This is a genomic window from Paenibacillus sp. J22P90, from assembly GCF_059692195.1.
Window position 1 is genome coordinate 574,865 of sequence record NZ_JCAUAY010000002.1, and the last position, 24,959, is coordinate 599,823.

General features: G+C 45.5%; 18 protein-coding genes. 13 read left to right on the plus strand and 5 right to left on the minus strand.

Annotated features, from left to right (window positions below; all coding sequences use genetic code 11):
* Positions 1-162 precede the first annotated feature (162 nt).
* Positions 163-1,743: a sensor domain-containing diguanylate cyclase gene (locus AC58UX_RS07425; RefSeq protein ID WP_497251005.1), complete on the plus strand. Its 1,581-nt coding sequence runs from the start codon at positions 163-165 to the stop codon at positions 1,741-1,743.
* Here AC58UX_RS07425 and AC58UX_RS07430 read toward each other — a convergent pair.
* Positions 1,735-2,316 (minus strand): NAD(P)H-dependent oxidoreductase, encoded by a 582-nt coding sequence (locus AC58UX_RS07430; RefSeq protein WP_497251007.1) that lies wholly within the window; start codon positions 2,314-2,316, stop codon positions 1,735-1,737. The genes AC58UX_RS07425 and AC58UX_RS07430 overlap by 9 nt on opposite strands.
* Before the next feature lie 109 nt (positions 2,317-2,425).
* On the opposite strand from AC58UX_RS07430, the gene AC58UX_RS07435 reads away from it, so the two are divergent.
* Together AC58UX_RS07435 and AC58UX_RS07440 are read left to right on the plus strand one after the other, a co-directional pair.
* Positions 2,426-3,460: an AraC family transcriptional regulator gene (locus tag AC58UX_RS07435; protein WP_497251009.1), complete on the plus strand. Its 1,035-nt coding sequence runs from the start codon at positions 2,426-2,428 to the stop codon at positions 3,458-3,460.
* Between the two features lie 21 nt (positions 3,461-3,481).
* Positions 3,482-3,928, plus strand: coding sequence for a DoxX family protein (locus AC58UX_RS07440; RefSeq protein WP_497251011.1), 447 nt, complete (start codon positions 3,482-3,484; stop codon positions 3,926-3,928).
* A 51-nt stretch (positions 3,929-3,979) separates the two neighbouring features.
* Here the strand turns inward: AC58UX_RS07440 and AC58UX_RS07445 are convergent, their stop codons facing one another.
* Complete coding sequence (locus AC58UX_RS07445) at positions 3,980-8,380, minus strand: S-layer homology domain-containing protein (protein ID WP_497251013.1); 4,401 nt, start codon at positions 8,378-8,380, stop codon at positions 3,980-3,982.
* A 302-nt stretch (positions 8,381-8,682) separates the two neighbouring features.
* On the opposite strand from AC58UX_RS07445, the gene AC58UX_RS07450 reads away from it, so the two are divergent.
* The 8 genes from AC58UX_RS07450 (at position 8,683) to AC58UX_RS07485 (ending at position 19,088) form a co-directional block, all read left to right on the plus strand.
* Positions 8,683-9,156 carry a VOC family protein gene (locus AC58UX_RS07450; protein WP_497251015.1) on the plus strand — a complete coding sequence of 158 codons (474 nt, stop codon included), beginning with the start codon at positions 8,683-8,685 and terminating at the stop codon, positions 9,154-9,156.
* 62 nt (positions 9,157-9,218) lie between these two features.
* A complete protein-coding gene (locus tag AC58UX_RS07455) occupies positions 9,219-9,632 on the plus strand; it encodes a VOC family protein (protein ID WP_497251017.1) in 414 nt (137 codons plus the stop codon).
* 207 nt (positions 9,633-9,839) lie between these two features.
* Positions 9,840-11,639 carry a cache domain-containing sensor histidine kinase gene (locus AC58UX_RS07460; protein WP_497251019.1) on the plus strand — a complete coding sequence of 600 codons (1,800 nt, stop codon included), beginning with the start codon at positions 9,840-9,842 and terminating at the stop codon, positions 11,637-11,639.
* Positions 11,614-13,215, plus strand: a complete 1,602-nt coding sequence (locus AC58UX_RS07465) for a response regulator (RefSeq protein ID WP_497251021.1) — start codon at positions 11,614-11,616, stop codon at positions 13,213-13,215. Before AC58UX_RS07460 ends, AC58UX_RS07465 begins: the two co-directional genes overlap by 26 nt.
* A gap of 89 nt (positions 13,216-13,304) precedes the next feature.
* Positions 13,305-14,681 (plus strand): ABC transporter substrate-binding protein, encoded by a 1,377-nt coding sequence (locus tag AC58UX_RS07470; RefSeq protein WP_497251023.1) that lies wholly within the window; start codon positions 13,305-13,307, stop codon positions 14,679-14,681.
* A gap of 145 nt (positions 14,682-14,826) precedes the next feature.
* The gene (locus AC58UX_RS07475) at positions 14,827-15,732 is read left to right on the plus strand and encodes a carbohydrate ABC transporter permease (RefSeq protein ID WP_497251025.1); all 906 of its coding nucleotides are present in this window, start codon (positions 14,827-14,829) and stop codon (positions 15,730-15,732) included.
* A gap of 20 nt (positions 15,733-15,752) precedes the next feature.
* On the plus strand, positions 15,753-16,634 hold the full coding sequence (locus AC58UX_RS07480) for a carbohydrate ABC transporter permease (RefSeq protein WP_497251027.1): 882 nt from the start codon (positions 15,753-15,755) through the stop codon (positions 16,632-16,634).
* A gap of 24 nt (positions 16,635-16,658) precedes the next feature.
* Entirely contained in the window at positions 16,659-19,088 is a 2,430-nt protein-coding gene (locus AC58UX_RS07485) for a 3-keto-alpha-glucoside-1,2-lyase-like domain-containing protein (protein WP_497251029.1), read from the plus strand.
* 66 nt (positions 19,089-19,154) lie between these two features.
* Here AC58UX_RS07485 and AC58UX_RS07490 read toward each other — a convergent pair whose 3' ends face one another.
* The 3 genes from AC58UX_RS07490 to AC58UX_RS07500 form a co-directional block, all read right to left on the minus strand.
* Positions 19,155-20,345, minus strand: coding sequence for an oxalate decarboxylase family bicupin (locus tag AC58UX_RS07490; RefSeq protein ID WP_497251031.1), 1,191 nt, complete (start codon positions 20,343-20,345; stop codon positions 19,155-19,157).
* 70 nt (positions 20,346-20,415) lie between these two features.
* The gene (locus AC58UX_RS07495) at positions 20,416-20,736 is read right to left on the minus strand and encodes a hypothetical protein (protein WP_497251033.1); all 321 of its coding nucleotides are present in this window, start codon (positions 20,734-20,736) and stop codon (positions 20,416-20,418) included.
* Positions 20,729-22,981 carry an FAD-dependent oxidoreductase gene (locus AC58UX_RS07500; RefSeq protein ID WP_497251035.1) on the minus strand — a complete coding sequence of 751 codons (2,253 nt, stop codon included), beginning with the start codon at positions 22,979-22,981 and terminating at the stop codon, positions 20,729-20,731. Before AC58UX_RS07500 ends, AC58UX_RS07495 begins: the two co-directional genes overlap by 8 nt.
* Before the next feature lie 170 nt (positions 22,982-23,151).
* On the opposite strand from AC58UX_RS07500, the gene AC58UX_RS07505 reads away from it, so the two are divergent.
* Both AC58UX_RS07505 and AC58UX_RS07510 read left to right on the plus strand, forming a co-directional pair.
* Positions 23,152-23,982 carry an AraC family transcriptional regulator gene (locus AC58UX_RS07505; protein ID WP_497251037.1) on the plus strand — a complete coding sequence of 277 codons (831 nt, stop codon included), beginning with the start codon at positions 23,152-23,154 and terminating at the stop codon, positions 23,980-23,982.
* 56 nt (positions 23,983-24,038) lie between these two features.
* Positions 24,039-24,707, plus strand: coding sequence for an NAD-dependent epimerase/dehydratase family protein (locus AC58UX_RS07510; protein ID WP_497251039.1), 669 nt, complete (start codon positions 24,039-24,041; stop codon positions 24,705-24,707).
* Positions 24,708-24,959: the final 252 nt, after the last annotated feature.

Here is a 24,959-nt window from a genome sequence, read left to right on the forward strand (position 1 = left end):
TTAAGGGATAGCCTTTATTTTTTAAAATTTCATTGTATTCTTATCTCGTTTAAGGAAGGAAACCAGAATAAATTTGTCGAATTTTGTCTATATTCTTAATTCAATAGTCCATTTGTCCCGTTCATTTCTTACCAAAACACTACTACGATAGAGGGAATCGATATGCATAAACCTTTCAAGGGCATTAAATTGACCTATATTGTAAGCTTCATTGTGCTGTTTGCTATGATCGTGACATTTACAGTAAGTACGTTGTCTAGTTATAGAGCTCAGAAACAATCGATTGTTAACAATATGCTCGAGCTTAATCAAATTAACGCTGAGAAGCTTAGCAATACAGCAGATTCCTTGTTCAAATCCATGAAAAATAATCTCGCCTTATCCGTAGATGTTTTGAAGCGTCTTCCAGATGATGCCGAGAAACAGTTTTACTTGGATACATTTCGCAGTTCCAACAACTATTTCAATTCGCTCATTTTAGTTGATGCTAATGGGTTTGTTAAGCTTTCTTCCCCTAACGAAATCGTCAAAGCACTTCCAAAGGTACTCGCTCCTGCTGGCGTAAAAGCACTAGAATCTAAGCAGCCAATGGTGTCTGATGCGTTCACCTCAACTACGAATCGGTTAGTTATTTTTGTTAATCAACCTATTTTTGATGACAACGGCAACTACAAGGGTATGTTAGGCGGGAATATTTACCTGCATGATTCAAATGTCATTCAACAAATTTTCGGAGTAAACGAAATCAGTGAGAACGGCTCCTATTTTTACGCCGTCGATGCAAAAGGTCAAATCATTTACTCGCCGTTTCCTGAACGGGTAGGTGATTTCGTTGGAGATATCAATCCTGTCGTTCAAAAACTGATGAATGGCGAAAGCGGTCAGGAAGCGCTAATTAACTCTAAAGGCGTCCCTTTTTTGGCAGGATACTCTGTTGCTCATGAAAGTAAATGGGGCTTTGTCTCGCAAACACCGGAGGCCAACGTTCACATCGCTTCTCGCAAGCTTATCAAGAATATGATGGCGAATACACTACCGCTCATGCTGCTTCTTATCCTAATTGTACTTTGGATTTCAAAGAAACTATCGGATCCACTGACCCGTTTATCCGAATATGCGCTGCAGTTTGATCATGAAGCTGCTCCCACTGCTCCGCCTCTTATTCATCACTGGAACTATGAAGCCAATGCGTTAAACAGAACCATACTGCGAGTGGTCAGTCTGCTTCAAAACCGAGTTGCAACGTTCGAACAAGAGGCAAATACAGATCCGCTCACCAGACTCGGAAATCGTCGGATGATTGACGATCACATGCAACAATGGCTGAAATTGCAGCTGCCATTTAGCATCATTATGCTAGATCTCGATCATTTTAAAGCCGTAAACGACGAATTCGGCCATCCTAAAGGGGATGAAGTACTTCAATTTCTCGCACAGGTGATCCAAAAAGAAGTTCGCAGCGGGGATGTATGCTGTCGGTTCGGCGGCGAGGAGTTTATGATTTTACAGCCTTATGCAACAGAAGAACAGGCCCACATTGTCGCGGAGCGGATTCGCCATACAATGAACCACAGCCTGAGTCCAGTCGGCCGTCCTGTCACGTTATCGCTGGGCATTGCCTCCTATCCTGCATGCGCCGGAGACAAGGATACATTGATTGAAATTGCTGACAAAGCCTTATATGAGGCCAAACGTCGCGGTCGCAACCAAACCATCAGCTATAGCATGTACGAGCTACGCTAGCTTCGTCCCAAGATGTTTCACTTTCTCCAACCATTGGGCTCGCTTCTCTGGTGAAGATGGCTTTACCGGTCCGATCTCGGTTATGCGAACAGGTGTAATCCCGCAAAATTGCAAAATATTATGCTTCATCACACGGTACCCCGCATGCCTATTTATCCATCGGCTATACCAAGCCGGCGTATCGGTTGTCACAATGAGATGGGCAGATTTCCCAAGCAAAAGCTTATCCCAAAGCACTGACTTTTCCCGATATTTGAAAGCAAAACCCGGTAAAAAGACCCGATCAATAAAACCCTTCATTAAGGCTGGCATCGCCCCCCACCAAGTAGGATAGACGAAGACAAGATGGTCTGCCCAGCGAATCAACTCCTGTGCTTTGAGCAAATCAGCCTCGAGCTCGGTTCGCTGGCGATAGCCAAACTGCAGATTCGGATCAAACGTTAGTGCGTTAATATCGATTCGATGAATTTCAGTTTGACTGCCTGCGACACCTTCCATATAAGCATTCGATAAGGCTGCACAATAGCTCTGCGGATCTGGGTGCCCATTAATAACGAGAATATTCGATTTCAAGATGATTTCCTCCTTGTTAGCGACTATAATCAGCATAGAGCGATTGCGGATGAAGCGAAATGATCAAACACGCAAACCTATTGCTTATTCGCGCAAAGGAGGAATTATCTTGCAAAGCCACGGAGTTGCCATCTCAATGGTATACCCCATCATGAAAACGATTGTGCATAAAGGCTTGGATACCGAGCAATTTTGTACGTATGCTTCCTTCGATCAAAATCTCCTGCAGGATGTTGAGACGCGTATTACAGGCGAGGAACTGGAGCGTTTAACGATCGCAGCTGCCCATTTTACACAGGATGAGCATTTCGGTTTGCATCAGGGGCAAATCATGGATTTCAGTGATATGGGTATTCTCGGCTATGTTATGATGCATTCTAATTCGGTCCTCGATGCGCTAGCTGCCTATCAAAGATATAACGTACTTCTATGCAGCGGCTTTAATCTGGACTGGGACTTCCAAGGCGATGATGTGCTGATTAACATGTATCTACAGCACCCTGAACAAGATCATAAGTCCCGTCATTGTATCGAAGATATGGCTAGCTCCCTCTTTCGATTAATCGGCAGACTAAGTAATCGGCGCTTGACGTTACGGGAAGTGTCTTTTCGCCATACGGCACCCGCAGATGTAGCTCCTTATCTGTCAGTGTTTGGAGAGTATCCTCGGTTTGAAGCTAATGAAAATAGCTTACGATTCCCTAAGGATGTTCTTGCCTACCCTGTACTGTATTCCGATAGCAAGCTATTGACCGCATTTGAAAAAATCGCGCATGAATCGAGACAAGAACTAACGCAAGCAAGCCGTTTCACAGATCAAATTATGCAGTGGATGCACACTTGCCATCCTTCCTATTTCCCCACCTTACAGCAAACCTCAACTTACTTTCAGATGAGCTCACGAACTCTCCAGCACAAATTAAAAGAAGAGAATTCAACCTACAATGACCTCTCGACCCAAGTACGCAAAGAATTAGCTATGAGCTACCTTCGAAAATGGGAGTACTCCGTTGGCGAGATCGCTTATGTGCTGCACTTTTCAGAACCTAGCGCATTTCAAAGCGCTTTTAAGAAATGGACAGGATTAACACCTGGGCAATATCGGGCTCGTTTACAAAAAGGACAAATCCATGCGAATCGTTAAGCATTGATGGGAGGAATTCACATGGCGCCATTTATTGCGCTGGTTTCATCTTTTATTTTGTTCCGGGGAATTGGTTATCTCGGTTGGACTTATTTCAATGAATGGCATTCCGCTTTACAAGCTGCGCTGGCTATCATGTTTCTGTTAACGGCTTCTGCACATTGGGGCAAAAGACGACCCGACCTCATTCGGATGGTCCCTCCCTCTTTTCCAAGACCCGCGCTGATCGTTACGATCACCGGGTACCTCGAGCTAGCAGGAGCAGTAGGCATCCTGCTGCCTGTAACATCCCTCGCTGCCTCGATAGGCTTAACGCTCCTGTTACTCGCCATGTTTCCAGCGAATGTGTATGCCGCGCGTAATCAGTTGACGATTGGCGGCAAAGCAGTGCCCGGATTGGCAGCGCGGACAGTGCTGCAGGTTGTGTTTCTTGGGGCGACGGTGTTGGCGTCGCCGGTGTTTGGGTAAAGAAAATAAAAATAGCCCTAGGAGATTTTTCTCCTAGGGCTTCAGCTACTACTATACAGTATCCAATTTGAATTTAGTCAATAATGCGTTTAACTTGGATAATTTTGTGACCTTTGCTTTTTGACTTGTGCTCATTCCTAAATAAGTGTCTCTTGCTTCAATAATTGCTTTCTTTTTAGCATTTTTAAGAGAATCTAACCATTCTGGCATTAATTCTATTCCACTAATTGTCAAATCAAAAGCACCAGCAACTAATTTGTCTGCCACCTCTTGTGCCGAAATACCCGCAGCTTCCGCCGTAGTTAACTTAGCATAGGTTCCGTCATCAATTAAATCTTGCTTACTTACGTCACTTAATATATTATACAAACCTCTCGCAGCAATAATGGCACCAATATCTGAATCCTTGATGTTCGCTGGAGCAGGCAAATTATTAATCGCAGCTCTTGCCGCTACTAACTTACCATTCTCAAGGCTAACCAAATTAGTAACTTGAGCTTCAGCATTCGTCAGCTTCGCATAAGTTTGATCATTTATTAGTACTTGCTGATCATCGCTACTCAACGAAGTGTATGCAATTCTTGCGAGGCCAACATTGACAACATCACTTAAAGTAATGGTTGCAGGCAAATCATTAATTTTCCCACGAACTTCATCGATTTTCGCAGCAACTTCTGCTTGCAGTACAGCCAGTTGAGCTTCTGCATCTAGCAATTTGCTCTCTAGCTGCTCGCCTTGAAGAACAGATTTTCCATTCGCACTCAAGAAATTATAAGCTGATCTAGCAGCAGTTATTTTTACCTTATCCGTTAATGCAACTTGAGCTGGAATAGCATTAATTAATGATCTTACAACTCCAACTGATGCGGTTTCTGCTTGAACTAATCCATTTACTAGCGTGGACAAGTTATTAAATTGAGCAAATAAATCACTATTAAGGAATTGTGCCCCGCCATTTGAGTTCAAGCTTGTATATGCCGCCCATAAAGCATCCAAGGTGTTTTTCAAGTTTGTTCCGACATTTTGATTAAATAAATTATGCAGACTATCTTCAAATGATCTTGCCGATTGAAGGCCATTCGCAACGGCTTGTAGAGCAGTTAATGCAGTCGTCACATTAGGATCAGGCGTAATATGCAAAGCGTTCATAATATTTTGATACAGAGATTGGATATCTGCTAGTGACTGTAGGTCGATCGCAATTTCTTCATCAGTTAGCGACAGTGGATTGGTCATCAATTTTTGCAACAGTTGAATTTTTTCCATCGTTTGCTTGACGGTGTCTAAAAGTGAGTTCACACCGCTGTTCACCTGACTGGAAAGACCTGTTCCTGATGAAATCTGGCTGTACGTTTCCTGTATATCCGAAATAATGCGAATCGCTTCAGCAATATCAATCTTTTTCATATCAGACAGATTATTGATCAAGTTTTGCAGATTGCCGAATGAGTTCGCATAATTCGTTGTTAATACTCCCAAATCAGTGAAGGGACTGCTATCTGGATCTTGTCCAAGGCGCGTCATCAAATCTTCGTATGCAGCTCTAGCATTATTAATAAGTTGAGAAATGTCTCCAGCTTGCAGATGGTTGATATTACCTAATCCGTTCAATAACGTTTGGAGTTGCCCCATTACATCTGAGTAGTGCTCAAAAGCTTCCTGAATCTCTTGACTGTGATCATTCAAAGAGATTTGATACTCACTAACAAGTTGTTCGTGTAAATGCAGCACATCTTGAATCAATTGCGCTTTGAAACCTGAAATAACCTGGTCTTTGTTGTTTAACAAGCTTTGAACTTTGTCAATCGCAGTAGCAAGCTTACTAGCTTGGCTAAACATATTCAGTACTTGAATATCTACTTGGCCGCCAAACTGCGTTACAATTTCAGTATACAAATTCTTTGCATCAAGGATAATATGCTGAACTGCTGCTGTGTCCACTTCATCATAGGTGGAAATGCCATTGATAAATGTTTTAATTTTATCGGACGCATCCATCAATTTAATGACATTTTCAATCGTATGCAATTGGGTTAACGTATCTTCGCCTAATCTATCTTTAGCGCTAATCGACAGCTGTGCAAATGCAGTCTGAATACCAGCAACTAACTGAGTAGTATCAAGCGTGATATCGCCGCTCGGATTGCTCAGCGCGTCGTACGCAGTCAAGATTTGACCAAGCAACTCGTCAATTGCTGCCAATTCACTATAGTGATCAGTTAAATCTGAGTTGATAGCGTTTTTGATGCCTTGCAACAGTCCGAAATAGTCATCAAATTGGCTCAAAAATTGACCAAATCTAGTAGGATCAACAGTAATTGTAGTCGGCAAGTTATTAATCGCAGACTGCAGTGCTTGCTCTGCCTGATACACGCGAATAATTCGCTCAGCTGCTAATAATCGGGTCACGAGGTCTGAATCCACTTCGCCAATACGACTTTCCAAGTTATGATAATTAGTTAAGGCAGCTTCTACTTTACTAATATCTTCTCTTTCAATTACATCAGGAAGTGCAGTAATCTGTCTTTCAACGGCAACAACTAGATCTGTCGTAACTTCTACAGTCCTAATTACTTCATCTGCTATGTTCCCAGCAATATCTGTTACGTTATAGTGAATGCGATAAATCCCATCTACCGATGTATTTACGCTAGTAATCACATCAGTTGATCCATCAAGCGTATAAGTAATTACAGGAACTAGACCTACATCTTTATTATCAGTGATCGTAACACCATCGTCATTAAAATCATTCCCATTCTGTACGATGACGTATGATGTATCATGATCCGATGCATCCTTGTTCAAGGTGATTACTGGCTTCTTCGTATCCAATTCAACAACAACTGTACGCGTTACTTCGTCCGCAACACTTCCCGCATGATCTCTTACATTGTAATGAATCGTATAAGTGCCCACAATTGATGTATCAACGCCACTAACCGTGGATCCGTCCTTCGTATACGTAATAGTCGCTGTTAAATCAGTATCTTCATCGGTAATCTCTACTCCTTCATCCACAAAGGTTTGCCCCATGAACAAGGTTACCGTTGGATCACCGTGTAACTCAATTAAAGGCTTGTTGTTTGCTGCTGGAGTCGGACCACTACCACCACCGCCGCCAGTATTACCATTCGTAACAATCGGCGTATCCGTCCCCTTAAGATCAACAAACGTATCCTTTCCAACGTCCTTCCCTAACTCCCAATTCTTCGGCTTCTCATCAAATACGTTCCCCTCCGAATTGATCGTTGCATTCGTAATTCCTTTACCGCCTGTGATATTTGCCCATGCATCCAAGAGTAAATTTAGAACAGTTGTTCCTGGACTAAGATTTACATTTCCACCAGGAGCATTGGTCGAATTGGTCAATTTCTCAATCGTACCGGATAGCAAATTCAACGTATTTTTAGGTGAATTCGTTGTTACATTGCCAAATATACCACTCAAAAACAACGGGACTGGCGCGTTAAGACTCAAATTTTTAAACGTCGTATTCGGGCTGCTTTCAATGACACTCTCACTTTGAATATTGGCATCGTTAACCGTCGAATCGTCAAATGTTACACGAACTGGGGATACTTTATGAATTCCCAAGAAATTAACAAGTGACTTGAAGAAGTGAATACTGTGTGCTCCACCGCCGTAGACGTACGTTTTCCCAGATACTTTGACATTCTTGATATTCACATCACCCTCACCAACATGTACGCCGATGATGAGATCTCCTTCGATGTCGAGGTTTTGTAAAGTGACATCTGTCGTGTCTACAATCACATCTTTACTAATTTTCTCAACGCCAGTTTCAGGTCCATACACGCCTGATTTATTGTAAGACAACAAGTGAAGTCCAAGTCGCTCAAGGACAACTAGTGCCTCAGCACGAGTCAGATTCCCCGTTGGTTGGAATTGTTTGTTCTCATAGCCGTTCATCAACTGATGGTCGGAAACGACGGAAATACCCTTTTTAGCCCACTCTGCTCCTGACTTTACATCTGTATAAGCATTCGCGCTATTGTTCGTTTCCGTTGTGTATTGGCTCAAATTGGTGATCAACGTAGCCATTTCAGCACGGGTAATGTTCGCTTCTGGTTTGAAGGTGCCGTCTGGATAACCGGAGATATATCCTGCTTTCTGAGCTTTGTCGATTTCGACTTTATACCAAGCCGTTGGGGCCACATCCGAGAAGGATGAAGTACCAGTTGCCTCAAAACCAAATACTTTATTAATGACCGTAACTAGTTCCGCTCTTGTAATGGTGGCATCTGGTTTAAATAACTGATCCGCATACCCATTGATTGCACCTTTCTCAGACATCGAGGTAATGGTTTTCTGTGCCCAGTGACTCTCAATATCATTGAATGACGTGCTTGCAAATGCTTGATTGCCATAAGGTAAAATGGAACCAAGTATTAGACTTGCGATTACGATTTTTGCGCTTGTTTTTTCCAAAAGTATCAACTCTCCCATTGTGTGTGTAATCCATTTTGTCTCTGAGTCTAACGAATCACCAGATATGGCTGATTATACCAGATAAATTGCGACATTTATAGATAAAAAGTCCTAAAAAATACGATTTTTTAGTGGAAAATGTCGGAAATTAGGTATATTCTCATAGGTTTTCGCGTTTAGTTTACATAACTTGACATAGTCATAATGACCTACATGAATACTTTCTTTCGCTAAACAAGCATCCTTCATGTACTTTTCAACATTTGTGATACAATGATCTTAAAAAAAAAGGAGCTGCTCCCATGCAAAAAATTAGTCCATTCCTATGGTTCGACGGCAATGCCGAAGAGGCTATGAACTTCTATACATCGATATTCAGCGATTCCAAAATTGAAAGTGTTCACCGCACTGGGCCCGAAGGCAAAGTTATTTCTGGTACATTTTCACTCCATGGTCAACAGTATATGGTGTTAAATGGCGGCCCTCATTTCAAATTCACACCGGCCCTCTCCTTATTCGTCAACTGCGAAACGCAAGAGGAGGTTGACTACCTTTGGGAGAAGCTGTCCGATGGCGGTGAACCTCAACGCTGCGGTTGGGTACAGGACAAATTTGGCTTGTCATGGCAGATCATTCCGACCACATTGGGCGAGCTCCTCCATACCCAAGATCGTGAGAGAGGGGCGCGCGTGATGAATGCGATGCTCGGTATGCAAAAGATTGATATCGCCGCGCTTAAGCGAGCTTACGAGGGCAAGGAATCCTCATACATTTGACTCAAGGATTTGCCTTCCATTATCATAGAGAAGTACAAATAACTAATTGAGGTGATCCTATCGTGGCAGTTCAATCGGATAAAATTTTTGTGAATTTACCAGTGAAAGATTTGGACAAGTCTGTCGCGTTCTTCACAGCTATGGGATTTACGTTCAACCCCCAATTTACAAATGAAACTGGAACTTGCATGGTAATCAGTGAACATATCTATGTCATGCTATTGACCGAGAATTTTTTCCAAACATTCACGAAAAAAGCAATATCCGATGCAACGAAAACAACAGAAGTACTCGTTGCTTTAAGCTTCAATAGCCGTGAAGAAGTAACCGAACTTGTTGAAAAAGCCGTAGCTGCTGGAGGTAAGCTTTATAGCGATCCTAACGATCACGGTTTCATGTATCAACATAGCTTCGAGGATCTGGATGGTCATCAATGGGAATTGTTCTGGATGGATCCGAATGGAATGAATCAATAAAAATGACAAAGAGGCGGTGAGAGATAATCTCGCCCCTCTTTTTTCTTTTCCGCTCATCTATCATTTACCATGCATATTCTTTGTTTTATACGGCATATTCTTTGAAATACTACGCTTGGCCGCGCTCTCTCTAGCAGGATCAGATTCAATCGTTGTATGATAGAAGAGATTCATAATCCTAGACAATGAGGGCATGGTGTGACCTCTATGAAGATACTGCGCAGTCCAATCAAGACATTACGCGGCAAAATTCTGATCTCCCTATTTTTCCTGATCATTCTCCCTGTGGTTATTATCCTATACCGATTCTATAAGTCTTCTGAAGATATTGTGCAAGTTCAGCTCAACCAATCCAATCAAGCTGCTGTATCCCAGAAAGCCACTGCCATGAATGATATGGCCGTCCGTATGATTACTGCTTCGAGTCTAATTATCAATGATCCGGAGACGGAGAAATTTTTGAAAGAGCCTGCGGATTGGTCCAATAACTACACTTCCTTCCTTCGACTCACGAGCTTGCAAAAGAAAATGTCCAACGTCAAGGATCTCCTGCTCGACAGCGCAACTCAGATTGGTTTGTATGACAATCGGGGCTTTACCCATACGACTTGGTCAGCCGTAACGCCAACACCAGTTGAGTCTTTCCGTAAGGAAAGCTGGTATGAACCCACCCTTCAACGGAATGGATTTCCTTACTGGACGGTTCCCTACTCACTCCCTTCAACCAACAATACCAACAATCAGAATCTGATTGTCATGACGAGACAAATAAATGGGGAGTACACCAGTAATTACGGTGTTTTTTTTATCAGCGTACCGATCTCCGTGTTCTTCTATCCGAACGCCGAGCTTCGCAAACAGCAATCTTCAGGCATCACCTCTGTTCTTGTCGATCAAGACCAGAAGCTCTTACTGGGTGATCGTGCTGGGGCAGAGCTAATAGCAAGCCAAGCACTTCTTAACGTTCGTTCCAATGTAAATGGCATTCAGGAAGTCAAAGTCAATGACCAAACTTATTTTTTAAATGAGGCTTATGTCCCGCAGCTCGGTTGGCGGCTTGTGCAATTCATGAATCAGAAAGATTTTGCCACACAGCTCAGTCGGGAAAAAGATAAATCGATCACTTGGGTTGTCGCCTGGTTCCTGCTTTTTGCCATTGCGTTCATTGTTCTCATGCTTCGTGTGACGAGCCCTTTCAAACAGCTGGCGAAATCCATGACGAAGGTTGGAAAAGGGGAATTCAATACACTAGTCACGGTAAAAGGAGAAGACGAGATTGCCATGCTCGGCAATAACTTCAATCGCATGGTGCTGCACCTGCAGGATCTGATCTCCGATTTATATGATGAGCAGCGTCGCAAACAGAAAGCCCAATTCCAAGCGCTGCAAGCGCAAATTAATCCGCATTTTCTACTAAATACACTCAATTCTATTAAATGGATGGCACTGCTCTCGGGTGCTGATCATATTAGTGAAATGATTACAAAGCTTGGCAAGCTGCTTAATTTTACGATGCGAAATGAACAAGAATTCGTCACGTTACAAGAAGAACTGGACTATTTACAAGTGTACTTATCACTGCAGGAAATACGTTATCATGATCAAATTACATTTACATCTAACATTCCAGAAAAATTACTCGACTGTGAAGTGTTAAAATTCACACTGCAGCCTGCCGTCGAGAACAGCATTATTCATGGCAATCGATTCCCCCTGCTCATTGAGCTCCAAGCAGAAGAAGTGGGTGGGAATCTGCATATTGTGATGCAGGATAACGGGGTTGGCATGAGCATCGAGATGATTCAACAAGTGCACTCGTCCTTGAATCAGCCTCATGTTAAGTTTAGTGGCATAGGCATACGAAATGTGAATGAACGCATTAAGCTTCACTTCGGCATGCAGTATGGCATGCAAATTTCGAGTGTGGAGGGCGAAGGCGTCCGACTACAACTGGTGCTGCCTTTGAAAAGGAGGAATACAGATGCTGAGAATTTTGATCGTGGATGATGAAATTCTTGTACGTATTGGCCTAAAAACGATCATTCCCAGAGATAACGAGGAATTCCAAGTCATTGGCGAAGCAGCGAATGGGTTGGAAGCGCTGAAAATATTAGAGTCACAAGCTTGTGACGTCGTGCTCACCGACATTCGTATGCCGGAGATGGACGGCCTTGAATTACTGAAACAGATTCGTGAACGCTGGCCGACGATCAAATGTCTCATTTTATCCAATCATCACGACTTCAATTATGTACAGCAAGCTCTCCGGCTAGGCGCCATTGAATATGTCACGAAACTTGAAATCAACCCATCTGAGCTCATGGAGAAGCTGCGTGCCATCAGGGATCAACTGAATATTGAAAAGCAAGGCCAGCACGCAAGAACCCAGCTGGAACAGAAGGTAAATCAATATAGCAATGAGGTGAAGGAAAAGCGGCTGCGCGAGCTCCTTTTAAGTCATGTTCCACGAAAGGAAATCGAACAGGCATGGCGGGAGTTTCACTTGGAGCCCTTCCCTGAGCCCTTATCCGCTGCTGTAATTCAAATCGAAGCGTACGAGGAGTTAACGCAGAACAATCGTTTTCAAAGCGATCGTCTCTTAACCTATACAGTGAAAAATGTCCTCAATGAGATTCTGAAAAAGTATGGCAATGGGGAGCTAGTTGAGATTGCGGCTGGGAAGTTTTGCGTGCTGACAGGTCAATTGAACGCCAATATGATGCTGGAAATGCAAAGCGCAGTCCAAGCTTTCCTGAAAATTTCGCTCGCAATCGGTGCATCGCCCACCTACGAGGACACGTTGGCCTTGCATCAAGCCTACGAGAAGGCTGAACATGCGTTAAGCTACCGCTTTTATTACGGCAGCGCCTCTATCGTTTACTATGATCAATTACCTATTTCAGCACATACCCTCTCGGAGCCATGGAATGAAGAAGAATGGATCAAACGCATTGAGGAAGGCGACGAAGTTGGGTTGCGAGAAAAAATTCTTACTTGGACGGAAGAAATTTGCCGCCATAAGAATATCCCGCCTGCCATCTTGCGGGAGCAGTGGCTTAGTTTGCTTCATATTTTTGCTCGCTGTTTGAAGGCCGAAGGCGGCGATATTTACTCCGTTACCTTACACGATCAGCAGTATCCGTACCATGTCATACGAAACGCCGAAACCTTGCAGCATTTATCCACTTGGTTCATTGGCTGGCTGCCCGTCTTCTTGGCATACAAGCGAGAGCATGGGAAAGAAAAGCTTCGCCCTGAGATTCAGATGGTGATCAAGCAAATTATGGAGAAGTACAATTTACCTCTGAAAGTAGCTGATCTAGCCAGCACCGTCGGCTACACGGAGAATTATCTGAGTATCCTATTCAAAAAAGAAACAGGCAAGACGATTACCGATTACATGACGAATGTTCGCATGAAAAATGCACGCGAGCTGCTTAAGAATCCGGATTATAAAATATTCGAAATATCGGAGCTTATCGGATATGCAGATCCCAATCATTTCAGCCGCAGCTTCAAGCAAATGGAAGGCATGTACCCGACCGAGTTCCGCAAGCTCATCTTTGGTCATCGAACATCGTAGAATAATGCTTACTTCGTAAAGAATACTCCGTGTCTTTTTGGGAAAAATTGCATTACGATTTAACTACCAAAAGAAAAGGGGATGAACAAATGAAAAAAGTACTTGGCATGGGAGCATCGCTCGCACTTGCTGTAAGCGTTCTCGTAACAGGCTGCTCCAAAGCACCTGAGGCTTCACCATCCGCAGCTGCGTCTGTCGCACCTGCTGCAACTACAGCAGCGGCTACACCTACACCCACTCCTGAGCAGAAACCAGTTACACTTAAATTTTGGGGCGGTGTCCCACCAGAAAGCGGGCCGCAAGATGCAGTAGATGCATGGAACAAAGCCAATCCTAACATTAAAGTTGAATATACGCGTTATGTGAATGACGATCCGGGTAACTTGAAGCTGGAAACAGCCCTTCTCTCCAATACAGATGCACCAGATATTTATATGAACTACGGCGATGCGTACATGACGAAACGACAAGCTGCTGGCATGGCGGAACCTTTAGATGATCTGATTGCCAAAGCGGGCTTTGACGTCGAAGGTATCATCGGAGCCGCTAACATTAAGAAATTTGCAGACGGCAAATATTATTATCTCCCAGCAAATAAAAACTTAGGCGCAGTGCTTTTCAATATGAAAGCTTTAGAAGGAGCCGGCGAGAAGCTGCCTACAGCGTGGACATGGGACGATTTCAGTGCAATGGCCACCAAGCTGAACAAAGGGGCTATGAAGGGGACCATGCTGGATCCAGCTTTGGGTTGGTTTGGGGATACAGTTCTCCAAACAGCCAAACCACAAGACTGGGTAATCGCAGCTGACGGCACATCCAACTTCAACAACCCAGCTATGAAGAAAGGCTTGGAAATGCAGAAGAGCCTGGAAGACAAAGGCATTATGATGAAATATTCCGAAGCTGTTGCTGGTAAAATTACTGTGCAGAATGAGCTTTTGACAGGTAAAGCAGCTATGATGGCTTCCCAAATTTACATCATCCGTTATATCAAGGACATCAAGAGCTTCCCGCATGATTTCAAAGTTGCGTTTGCTCCTTATCCACAGTACACAGCTGGCGGCAATATTAATCCAGGCGGCGGTATGGGCGACTATATGTCCATTAATAAAAACAGTAAAAACAAAGAAACAGCGTTCAAATTTATCTCCTGGTATTTACAAGAAGGTAATATGGCGATGGTGCCAGGCGGACGTATTCCAACTAGCAAAAAGGCAGATCCTGCTAAAATCGCTTCCATCCTCATTGGCGATGCGAAAGATCTGATCGATGAAGCTTCCTTGAAGGCGCTTTTAGCTGGCAATTATACATTCCCTACATCCTACAACGTACCGGTTCCAACAGAGCTGCGCGCCATCTTTAAAGATGAGATGGAAAAATATCTACTTGGCGCTCAACCGATTGACAAAGCTTTGGAAACGATGAAAACGCGTGCCGATACGACGATCAAAGGCGCTAAAAAGTAACAGGCTTATCGAAACCTCCAGCAGAAATTCTAGCTGGAGGTTTTTTCAATCAAACTACAGAAAAGGTCAACTTCACGCTATGTGAATTCACTCCTGATCTTGGTAAAGTTAGCCTAACACATGAATTCGAAAGGGTGTCTTACGAATGAAACGACATTTCTGGCATAACGCGAAATTCAGGGAGAACCTTGCAGGCTACCTGTTCATTTTGCCTAATTTCTCTGGATACTTGATCTTCATATTGCTTCCCATCTTATTCAGCCTTTACTTAGTCTTCGTTGATTGGGAATACCTCAAAGGGTTCGCAGGCATTGAATGGGTCGGCCTCGATAATTTCAAAGCGCTGGGCAGTGATCCAAAATTTGTGAAGGCGCTGAAAAACAATATGATTTTCACACTCGTCAGCGTACCCGCTTCCATCATCATCGGACTCTTGTTAGCTGTTATTCTAAATAAGTATGTGTTTTTCAAACAAACACTGCGTACGTTGATTTTTCTACCTTACGTCTCCTCTCTCGTGGCTGTATCCGTCATCTGGAGCATCATGTACCGTGCCTCAGATGGTCCGATCAACCAGTTTCTCAAGGCGATCGGCTTCGAGCATCCACCGGGCTGGCTCTCTAGTCCCAATTCCGCTTTATTTGCGATCATTATTATGCAGGTATGGGTAACGATTGGTTACTCCATGGTCATTTACTTGGCTGGTCTGCAAGGGATTTCAAAGGATCTATATGAAGCCTCCGATATTGACGGGGCATCGAAAATGCGTCAGTTTTTCCAAATTACCATTCCTATGCTTACACCAACAACCTTTCTTGTTGCCATTACACTCATTATCGGGTCATTCCAGGTGTTCGGACCTGTCAACATTATGACGCAAGGCGGACCTATTGATTCGACGATGGTGTTATCCTACCACATTTATTTACTTGCTTTCCGATTCTACAAAATGGGCTATGCAGCTACCGTTTCTTGGATTCTATTCGCCATCATCTTTATTGTCACCATCATTCAATGGCAGAGCCAAAAACGTTGGCAGCAGCATTTTTAATAGCAAAGGAGCCTCCCCTCATGGAAACTATTGTACCTATTGAAAATACATGCAAAACTTCAATTGCCAAAACGAGCAAGGGTAGCTTGTGGCTTAAAGTGCTGCTAACCATCATCTTGGCGGCCATTTCTATTCTCATGATTCTGCCCTTTATTTGGATGATCTCCACCTCCTTTAAAATTAATGGCGAGGTGTTCAAATATCCGATTGAATGGATCCCGAATACGTGGCATTTTGAGAATTATAAAAAGGTATGGGCCGGCACAGACCCGTTCTATCTGTTCTATTGGAACTCGATCAAAATTACGGGGATCACGGTCTTTGGCAACCTGCTCACAAGCGCCATGGCTGGCTACGCTTTTGCTAAAATACGCTTTAGAGGACGTAACTTCCTGTTCCTTCTCTACTTGTCAACGATGATGATTCCGGGTCAAGTGCTGCTTGTTCCCCGCTTCATCTTGTTCGATCAGCTGCAGCTGATCAATACACACGCTTCCATTATTTTACCAGGCTTATTTACGGTATTCGGCACCTTCTTGATGCGCCAGTTTTTCAGCTCCCTTCCTAATGAGCTATTGGAAGCAGGGCGCGTTGACGGTGCCGGCTACTGGCGGACGTTTTGGCAAATATGTTTGCCGCTGACCAAGCCTGCGATTGTCACACTTTTGATTCTCTCTTTTACCTGGCATTGGAACGAATACGAAAACCCGCTCATCATGCTGCGCGAGAAAAAACTGTTTACCATTCCACTTGGCTTAACGAGTTATGTTGAAGAGTTTGGAACGAATTATGTCCTCACCATGGCGGCTTCTGTCTCTGGGCTTGTTCCTCTTCTCATTGTCGTTGTTGTCTGTCAAAAATGGTTCGTAGAGGGGATTGCAAGCTCTGGATTGAAAGGCTAGCCTTCACACAAAGGAGGCTTCACAATGCGTGCCTTGCGAAAAAAATGGATATTGCTTCTCTTCTCTACCCTGCTTGTGCTAGGCGCCTTTCCTACAGGTCGTGCGGAAGCGTCCAGCACAGCGGTAGTCCCCATTGCATGGAGCTCGTTCACAGAAGGCAACCCCACAGATGCCAATTCCTTACGGGTATTAGACATTCTACTGAACACGAATAAATACGCGCTTAGCACATGGTGGACGAACAAAGGCTTTGCCGCACAAACCGGCACTTACCTCACCTTTGGTGGCGTCGATGAACCAAACATCAGGCCACCCGCCAGTGAAGCCTTAGCGCTTGCGATCTCCCTCAAAACAGGCGCCTACGATTCGGCAGCAACCGGCGTTACACAGGCGAATGCGATGGCCATCGCAACCAAGCTGACCGCATCGCTGGCCTATCAACACAGGGCTAATACTACTTCTGGCTGGGGCAATGGTTGGCAGACGGCCTTCTGGGCTTATCTCGCTGGGACAGCAGGTTATCTGCTTTGGGATGACCTCTCCGTGACCAATCGTGAGTATGTCCGCAAAATGGTCGAGTATGAAGCGAACCGTTTTAACAGTTATACAGTCCCTTATTATCGCAATAATGCCGGCACTATCATCTCCGCTGGCGATACTAAAGCTGAAGAAAATGCTTGGAACTCCTCCCTGCTCCAACTTGCAACCGCCATGATGCCCGATCACCCGAATTGGAGCCTCTGGATGAACAAGAACATTGAACTCATGATCTCCGCTTACTCACGCCCATCCGATACGACAAGTACACGCGTCCTTCATGGCAAAACCGTAGCAGCTTGGTTAAACGGCTCCAATGCAAACGAAGATGGTACCGTTGTCAACCACAGTATCATTCATCCCGATTATATGAATTCCATCACTCAACTGCTGAATGCCCCTCTTTTATACACACTAGCAGGTAAACATACACCGGAAGCTGCGCTCTTTAATGCGGATATTGTGTATGATTCGCTGGTTGATCTCAATTTTGCCAATCCACCTTATGCTGTGCCTGGCGGCACGATTTATATCGATGGCAGTGCAAATGCCTACTATCCACAGGGGAATGACTGGGGAACGAAGCGTCGGATGCATTTTGCCTATATGGATGCTGCGGCCTCTGCGTTTGGCTTTGATACCTTAGCCAGCCAAAAGGGCAACTACTGGGAACCCTACCATGCCCAAATGGTGCTGGATATGCAGAATCGTACGGGCCATACAGATGGACACACCTATGAAGCCACGTCGGAAGACACCTATGCGGGAAGAGAAGAATGGGTGGCACAATTCGCAGGTCGCGATTATTTAACGAAATGGATCTTAAAGCAAAATAAGTACGTCTTAACCAATGAAACTTACTCCGCATCAGCGCCTGAACCTGGTCCAGCGAATCCATTTAGTTTTACCTTTGAAGATGGGACCTCCACAGGCTGGGCACCCGTTAATGGCACATGGAATGTCGTCACCGATGGCAGCAAGGTTTACAAACAAACCTCGACCTCAGGAGAAGCTCTGTCTTTAGCTGGCGATACCTCTGCTTGGAGCAACTATAGTTATGAGGCGACTGTGAAATTGTATGACGCGATCGCCAACAATGCCTCTGGTCTAGTCGGGCGGTATGTGGACAATAACAACTACTACCTGTTCAGGTTGACTACGTCTGGGAAAGCTCAGCTGTATAAGAAATCTGGCGGAACCTTTACACTTCTACAGGAAGTGTCGATGACCGTGAGTACCAATACCGCTTATACGCTTAAGCTCGTCATGGACGGTACTTCAATATCCGGCTATGTTGGCGGCGTGTTGAAGGTATCTGCAACCGACAGCACGATCTCCGCTGGCAAAATTGGCTTCCGCGCTTACAATCAGACTGCGAGTATTGATAATGTTTCCGTCGTGCAGAGCTTGCCTTACAGCGATTCATACGAAGACGGCGATGCCTATTCCTGGGTCCCTTCCACAGGGGTTTGGAGCGTGGTTACGGATGGAACCCAAGTCTTCAAACAAACGTCAACATCCGGTGAGGCCGTAACCATTACTGGTAACCCGAACTGGAGCAATTATTCCATTCAGGCTAAGCTCAAAATGTATGACGCGCTCTCCTTTAATGCCAGCGGGATCATAGGCCGTTATGTCGATGACAATAACTATTACTTATTCCGCTTAATTACCGCTGGATCCGCTCAGCTATATAAGAAATCAGGGGGAACCTTCACTCTGCTGCAAGAGGTGCCGCTGACGGTGAATACGAACACCTGGTATACGCTGAAGCTGGTTATGTCCGGTAGCACACTGACCGGATTTGTGAACGGAACACAGCTCGTCTCTTTGACGGACAGTTCATTTACTAGTGGCAAGATTGGTTTCCGCACGTATAAGCAGACGGCGAGTTATGATGAGGTTGTGGTGAATTAAGGACTAGACTGCATGCGAAAAGGCTATCTCCTGTAGATCATCTACTAGGGATAGCCTTCTTCATTCTTATTTCGGATAGTAGGAAAATCCCGGATATCTCACGACTGGCCACTTTTCTTTACGCAGCGCATCCAATACTTCAGGTCCAACATGCAAATTTGTACCTACAAGATCGCGAGGGGTAAGCGCCATCCATTGATTTAACGACACATCCTCAAATCGGTCACTTTTAAAAATTTCCAAAAACCACAATGTTTGAGTCCCCGTGTTCTGAACGTAGTGACCCGTAGCAAACGGCACATATCCGACATCGCCGGCGCGGTAATCGAATGTCCGTGCATTGCCATTCCCAGCAAAAACCGTCATACGTCCCTGCCCCGTGAGGTAATATTGCCACTCATCGTTATTCGGATGCCAATGCAGTTCACGCATAGCTCCAGGTTCAATTTCAACTAGCGCTGCTGCAATATTTTTGGAAATCGGAAAATTCGTAGAATCCACGATTCGCACGCTGCCGCCAGGCGTTTTAATCGGTGTTTGCGCTAACAGCTCATGCTTGAAGCTTTGAGGAATGGTTCCGTACGGGGATTGCACCTTCTGACTTTCTAGCGGACCGGGTACCTTGTCTTGATAAATATAAACCTGCTCGGACGGAATTTGGTTAAAAACACTAATAGGCACGCCAAAATTAGCCGACAATACGTCCTTAGGCGTTCTTGAAAACCAATCAGAGATGGAAAGCGTGTTCAGATCCGAAAAGTTGCCATCATCAAAAACAAGCAAAAACTCGCAATGTTCCAAGCCCTGAATCGAGTGCGGGAGTCCTGGAGGAAAGTACCACAGATCACCTGGACCGATATCCGCGATAAAATTTCGACCATTTTGGTCAATCGAGGTAATCCGTGCTCGACCTAAAATCATATAGGACCATTCCGCTTGTTGATGCCAATGCAATTCACGAACACCGCCAGGCGTCAAGCTCATATTTACCCCTGCCAGCGTGGTCGCAATCGGCAATTCTCTCGCGGTAATTTCCCGAGACCATCCCCCGTAATTTAACTTCATGGAAGTGTCTGAAAACGAAAATTTCAAATTCGGAAGCAAGCCAGAGTCCGTTGTAGGTGGAACTAACATGTCTGGGTTTTCCATATCCCGCATAATATCCCGTGGCCCCGTATCCATCCCGCCAGCGCCATCGTTGCGAATGGGCTGCGGCACATTTCCATACCCGCCCTGATTCCGTCTCGGAGTATCCATCGCGAAGTCTCCTCTCATTAGAATATTGCTTATTCTACAAGATATATGAGACTGTAACAGGGTTCATTACCTAGACCTGCATAAGGGATATTGGATGGTACCCTACACATGGAAAAATCGAGTTACTCGTTGTGGACAAGGCAGTTGGCGTTGCGTAACTCGAAAAAATCGAGTTACGGATGATGGACAAGGCGATTGGCACTGCGTAACTCGAAAAAATCGAGTTACGCGTGGCGGACAAGGCAATTGGCGTTGCGTAACTCGATAAAATCGAGTTACGCGTGGCGGACAAAGCGATTGGTGCTGCGTAACTCGAAAAAATCGAGTTACGCATGATGGACAAGGCGGTTGACGCTGCGTAACTCGAAAAAATCGAGTTAAGTCTAGCCATAAACCCGCACCTCCACCACTTCCGTACAAGCACAACCGTTCGTCGCTTCCACCACAAGTCGCAGCCGATCCGTTGAAACCCCCTCCTTGACCTGGAGCCTCCTAGTACGCTTCCGATTGTTCGTCACACGCTGCAGCAGCTTCCACGTACCATCTACCCAAGCTTCCAAGCGGTAGTCCTTCACCAACTCTGGTCTAACTTCATCACTTGTTCTAAACGCGTGCAGATTAATTAAATCCTCGTGCACATTATCATTAAAAGTCACTTGTATATATCGCAGAAGATAATCTTTATCCCAATTGAGCTCCAGCCACTCCTCTTTCCCGATCACCATCGGCTCGGACATCCACTGATGCGGCGCCCCATAAGGCCGCAGATAACCGTCCTGCACGTTCTCCGCAGCAAAAGCTCGCGTCTCCGAAGCAAGCCGGAAGCAGATTGGCTTGCGATCTACGCCATTCTTCATGCTCCACTGCACAACGGGCTGATCTGGCTGATGATTCTCCAGCTTCGGATCCACAATCGGCTTCGCGCCCCTTACAAAAGCAATAGCACCCGTGTGCTGCTGATCCGAGTGGTATACAACCACGTGCTCATTCGCTTTCACGATGACGAAAGCATTTTGCTCCACGTCAGGCTGCCAGCTCAGCGGGAAGCTAACCCATTGCCGCTCGCCAGCTTCAGCTTGCACACAAGCCTCCGCTATGAATCGCTTCGGCACATAGTTCTCCGCTCTGCCTGTGTCCCAGAGCTCAACGGCAATCGTCGTTGCCTCGCTCACATCAACAAGCAGCTCAAAGCCATCCAGCTGCGGCGCAACGGGGAACAGCACAGCCACATCGCTGCTCAAACGCCTAGGCTCCACAGCACGTGACACACTGAGCCTCGATAACGTCGTCGACGCTTCGACCCGAGCCAACCGACCCAGATCCTGCTCATCCTCATTGCGCACACCAATCAAGGATGCATCCTGTCTGAGCAGCACCTGCTGCAGCTCCTTGCCATGCTGCTGAGCCAGCTCACGCGGGGTCACTTGCTTTTGAACACAGAGCGCCGCACCGGTTCCTGCAGCCTCCCCAATAACCGCGCAGGTCGCCATGACCCGCGTCGTTCCAAACGCTACATGCGAAGCGCTAATATTTCGCCCAGCCATCAGCATGTTGGACACGTTGACTGAGTACAAGCTGCGAAACGGAATATGATAAATGCCATCCGCATGCAGATGCTTCGATCCACTCTCCGTCGAATACATCCCCTGCGGCGGGTGCAAATCAATCGACCATCCACCGAAGGCAATCGTATCCTCGAATCTCGTCTGAGCCAGAATGTCATTCTGGTTCAGGATATAGTCACCGATGAAACGGCGGTACTCTCTTTTACCTGGCAGTGACCCTACCCATTCCAGCGTCATGTTCGCCGAATCGAATTGTCCTGAATTTTTGATATAATCCCATATCCCATAAATAACCGACCACAATTCGTCCCGAATGCGCTCGTTCTCATGGACGGTATCCAGCTCACCGCCCCACTCGATCCACCAATAATGGCAGCCTGAATCGCCGCTTCGGATTACCCTTTTGATCGGAATAGATGTTGTTGTAATATCTTTCGCGAAGCTCGGCGGGTGATATTTAACGGGGCGACCGACATCTTTCGTATAAAATAAAATCGTACTGCCAAGCGTGATGTCATCTGCGATCTCCGGCGCCCACTCCTCCTGAAACTCTTCACGTGCCTCGCGACCGATTCGATATTTTGCCCCTGCCAAGAAGCCAATAAGGCCGTCCCCCGTACAATCCAGATATACTTCGCTCTCGAACCGAATCCGTCGCTCAGACCCCATCATCCATCCTGTCACAGAGCGAATGACGCGATTGCTCTCATCCCCATCCGCTTCCACTTCATGCACGTCCGTGTTAAGAAAAAGCTCAATATTCGCTTCTGCTCGAACCGCCTCCAGCACAACGAGATCCCAAATATACGGATTCCCATCCGGATTCTGATACTGATTCTCCACGAACAACTCGCCCATGATCCCTGTTTCTCGCGCATAGCGATTAATTCCATGTGAAGTTGCCCCGCAAACCCACACGCGAACCTCACTGGATGAATTCCCGCCAAGTACGGGTCTATTTTGAATCAGAGCCACTGATTGACCTAGTCGCGCAGCAGCAATCGCTGCACACACGCCAGAAAGTCCGCCGCCAATGACCGTAATATCTCTTTTTACCACTTCGTCTCTCATCGGATAACCTCCATGAAATCTGTCTTTATCCTTATTTTAAAAGATTGGCAGCGCTTTAAGCCATGCACGCTATTAACAAGAACTTATACAAAATTTCATACTTAAGCTATCTTCTATGCGGCCTTTCCTTTATGATAAAAGGAGAATACTGAGAGAGGATGGCCATGCCTATGCATTCCTATGATGCGGCACCTGCTCAACCCAAACTGCTCAGCCATATGTACTGGAAGGAGAAGGTCGCCTTTCAACTTCACGAGGATGCGAATGAATTTTGGGTGCTTTTTGCTGTGGAAAATGGGAGCTTTACCTACCAGATTCAAGAGCACCAGGGGACAGCCGTCTTCGGTGATCTTATCCTATGTCCGCCAGGGGTTATTTTTCGCAGGGAAGTCCTTCAGCCCTTATCCTTTCATATTATGCTGCTGGATTGGGCAGATGAGGCAGGGCGTCCGTTGTCTACCGCAAACATAATGCCATCCGGAAAAAGCACCATTCACGATCTCCATCGGCTGTCCTCCAACTATGCCTACTTGAAAAAATGGTTTCAACATGAAGGCCCTGTAGCCGCATCTCTACGTCAACATGTGCTCACTGACCTCTGGATGCAGGTTGTTGAGGAGGGGTATTCGGCAAGCCCAGCATCGGCTTCTCCTTGGACATCTGGTGACACGAATAGTAAGGATGCCCTCATCGAAGAGGCTGCACAACGCTTGCAGACACAAGCGGCTTCCACCTGCATCCTGAAAGATATTGCTAGTGAACTGGGTTTGACACAGGTGCAATTCACCCGCAGATTCAAAAAAAAGACCGGCATCCTGCCCATCGACTATTTAACCTCGCTTCGCATTCAAAAGGTACAAAAGCTGCTGCTGGACAGCGAGATGACGCTCGTGCAGATTGCTGGTCAGTGCGGATTTGAGAATGAGTTTTATTTGAGCCGCGTATTCAAAAAGCGCATGAAAATGACACCGTCCTCCTATCGCAAGCTGCACCGCCTATGAATGGCCCTATGACAGACAAGCTCTCCTAATGTATATGTGAAAGGTGGCACCCAATAATGAATGTTCTCATTTTCGGAGCAACGGGGATGGTAGGACAAAGCGTCCTGCGTGAATGTCTGCTCGATCCACAAGTTACCAACGTTGTATCCATCGGTCGCAGTGCAACACATCAGTCAGCGCCGAAGTTCCGTGAGCATGTCCTCAAGGACATCACGGATTTATCCTCATTAACGGATGAAATTTCTCGCATTGATGCCTGCTTCTTCTGCCTTGGCGTTTCATCTGTAGGCATGAGCGAGGAAAAATATCACGCGATCACCTATGATCTGACCATGAACATCGCCACCACCCTAGTCAAAATCCAACCCCAGATGACCTTCATCTATGTGACAGGCGCTAGTACCGATAGCACTGAGCAAGGCAGCAGCATGTGGGCACGTGTAAAAGGCAAAACGGAGAATGCTCTCCTTAAGCTGTCTTTCAAGTCAGCCTATATGTTCAGGCCGGGCGCTATTTTGCCTAAGAACGGGGTCAAATCCAAAACTAAGCTATACCAGACCTTTATTGTCATTTTGAGCCCGATTTTCCCTCTGTTACATAAAATGTTTCCGAACTCCGTCCTTAGTTCCGAGCAGATTGGTCGGGCGATGATTTCGGTTGCTCGGAACGGATTTTCGAAGCCTATTATGGAGAGCAAAGATATTCGGGATGCTTCGGGAAGATAAGAGAATTGAAAAAAGCAGTGATACACGAATGTGTGATCACTGCTTTTTTTCTGGATGGAGCCTGTTGAATCTGTCAGCACAGGGTCATCTGTAAATAGATGGATTTTCTACAGCTAAATCAGCCAAAATCAGCTGGTTTAAAGCAATAACTGGATTTCCTACAGCTAATTACAGCGATTTGCAGCAGAACGCTCATAACCAGCCGAAATAGCTGCATTTTTTCCAGCTAATCCACGAAAAGCTGGATACTCG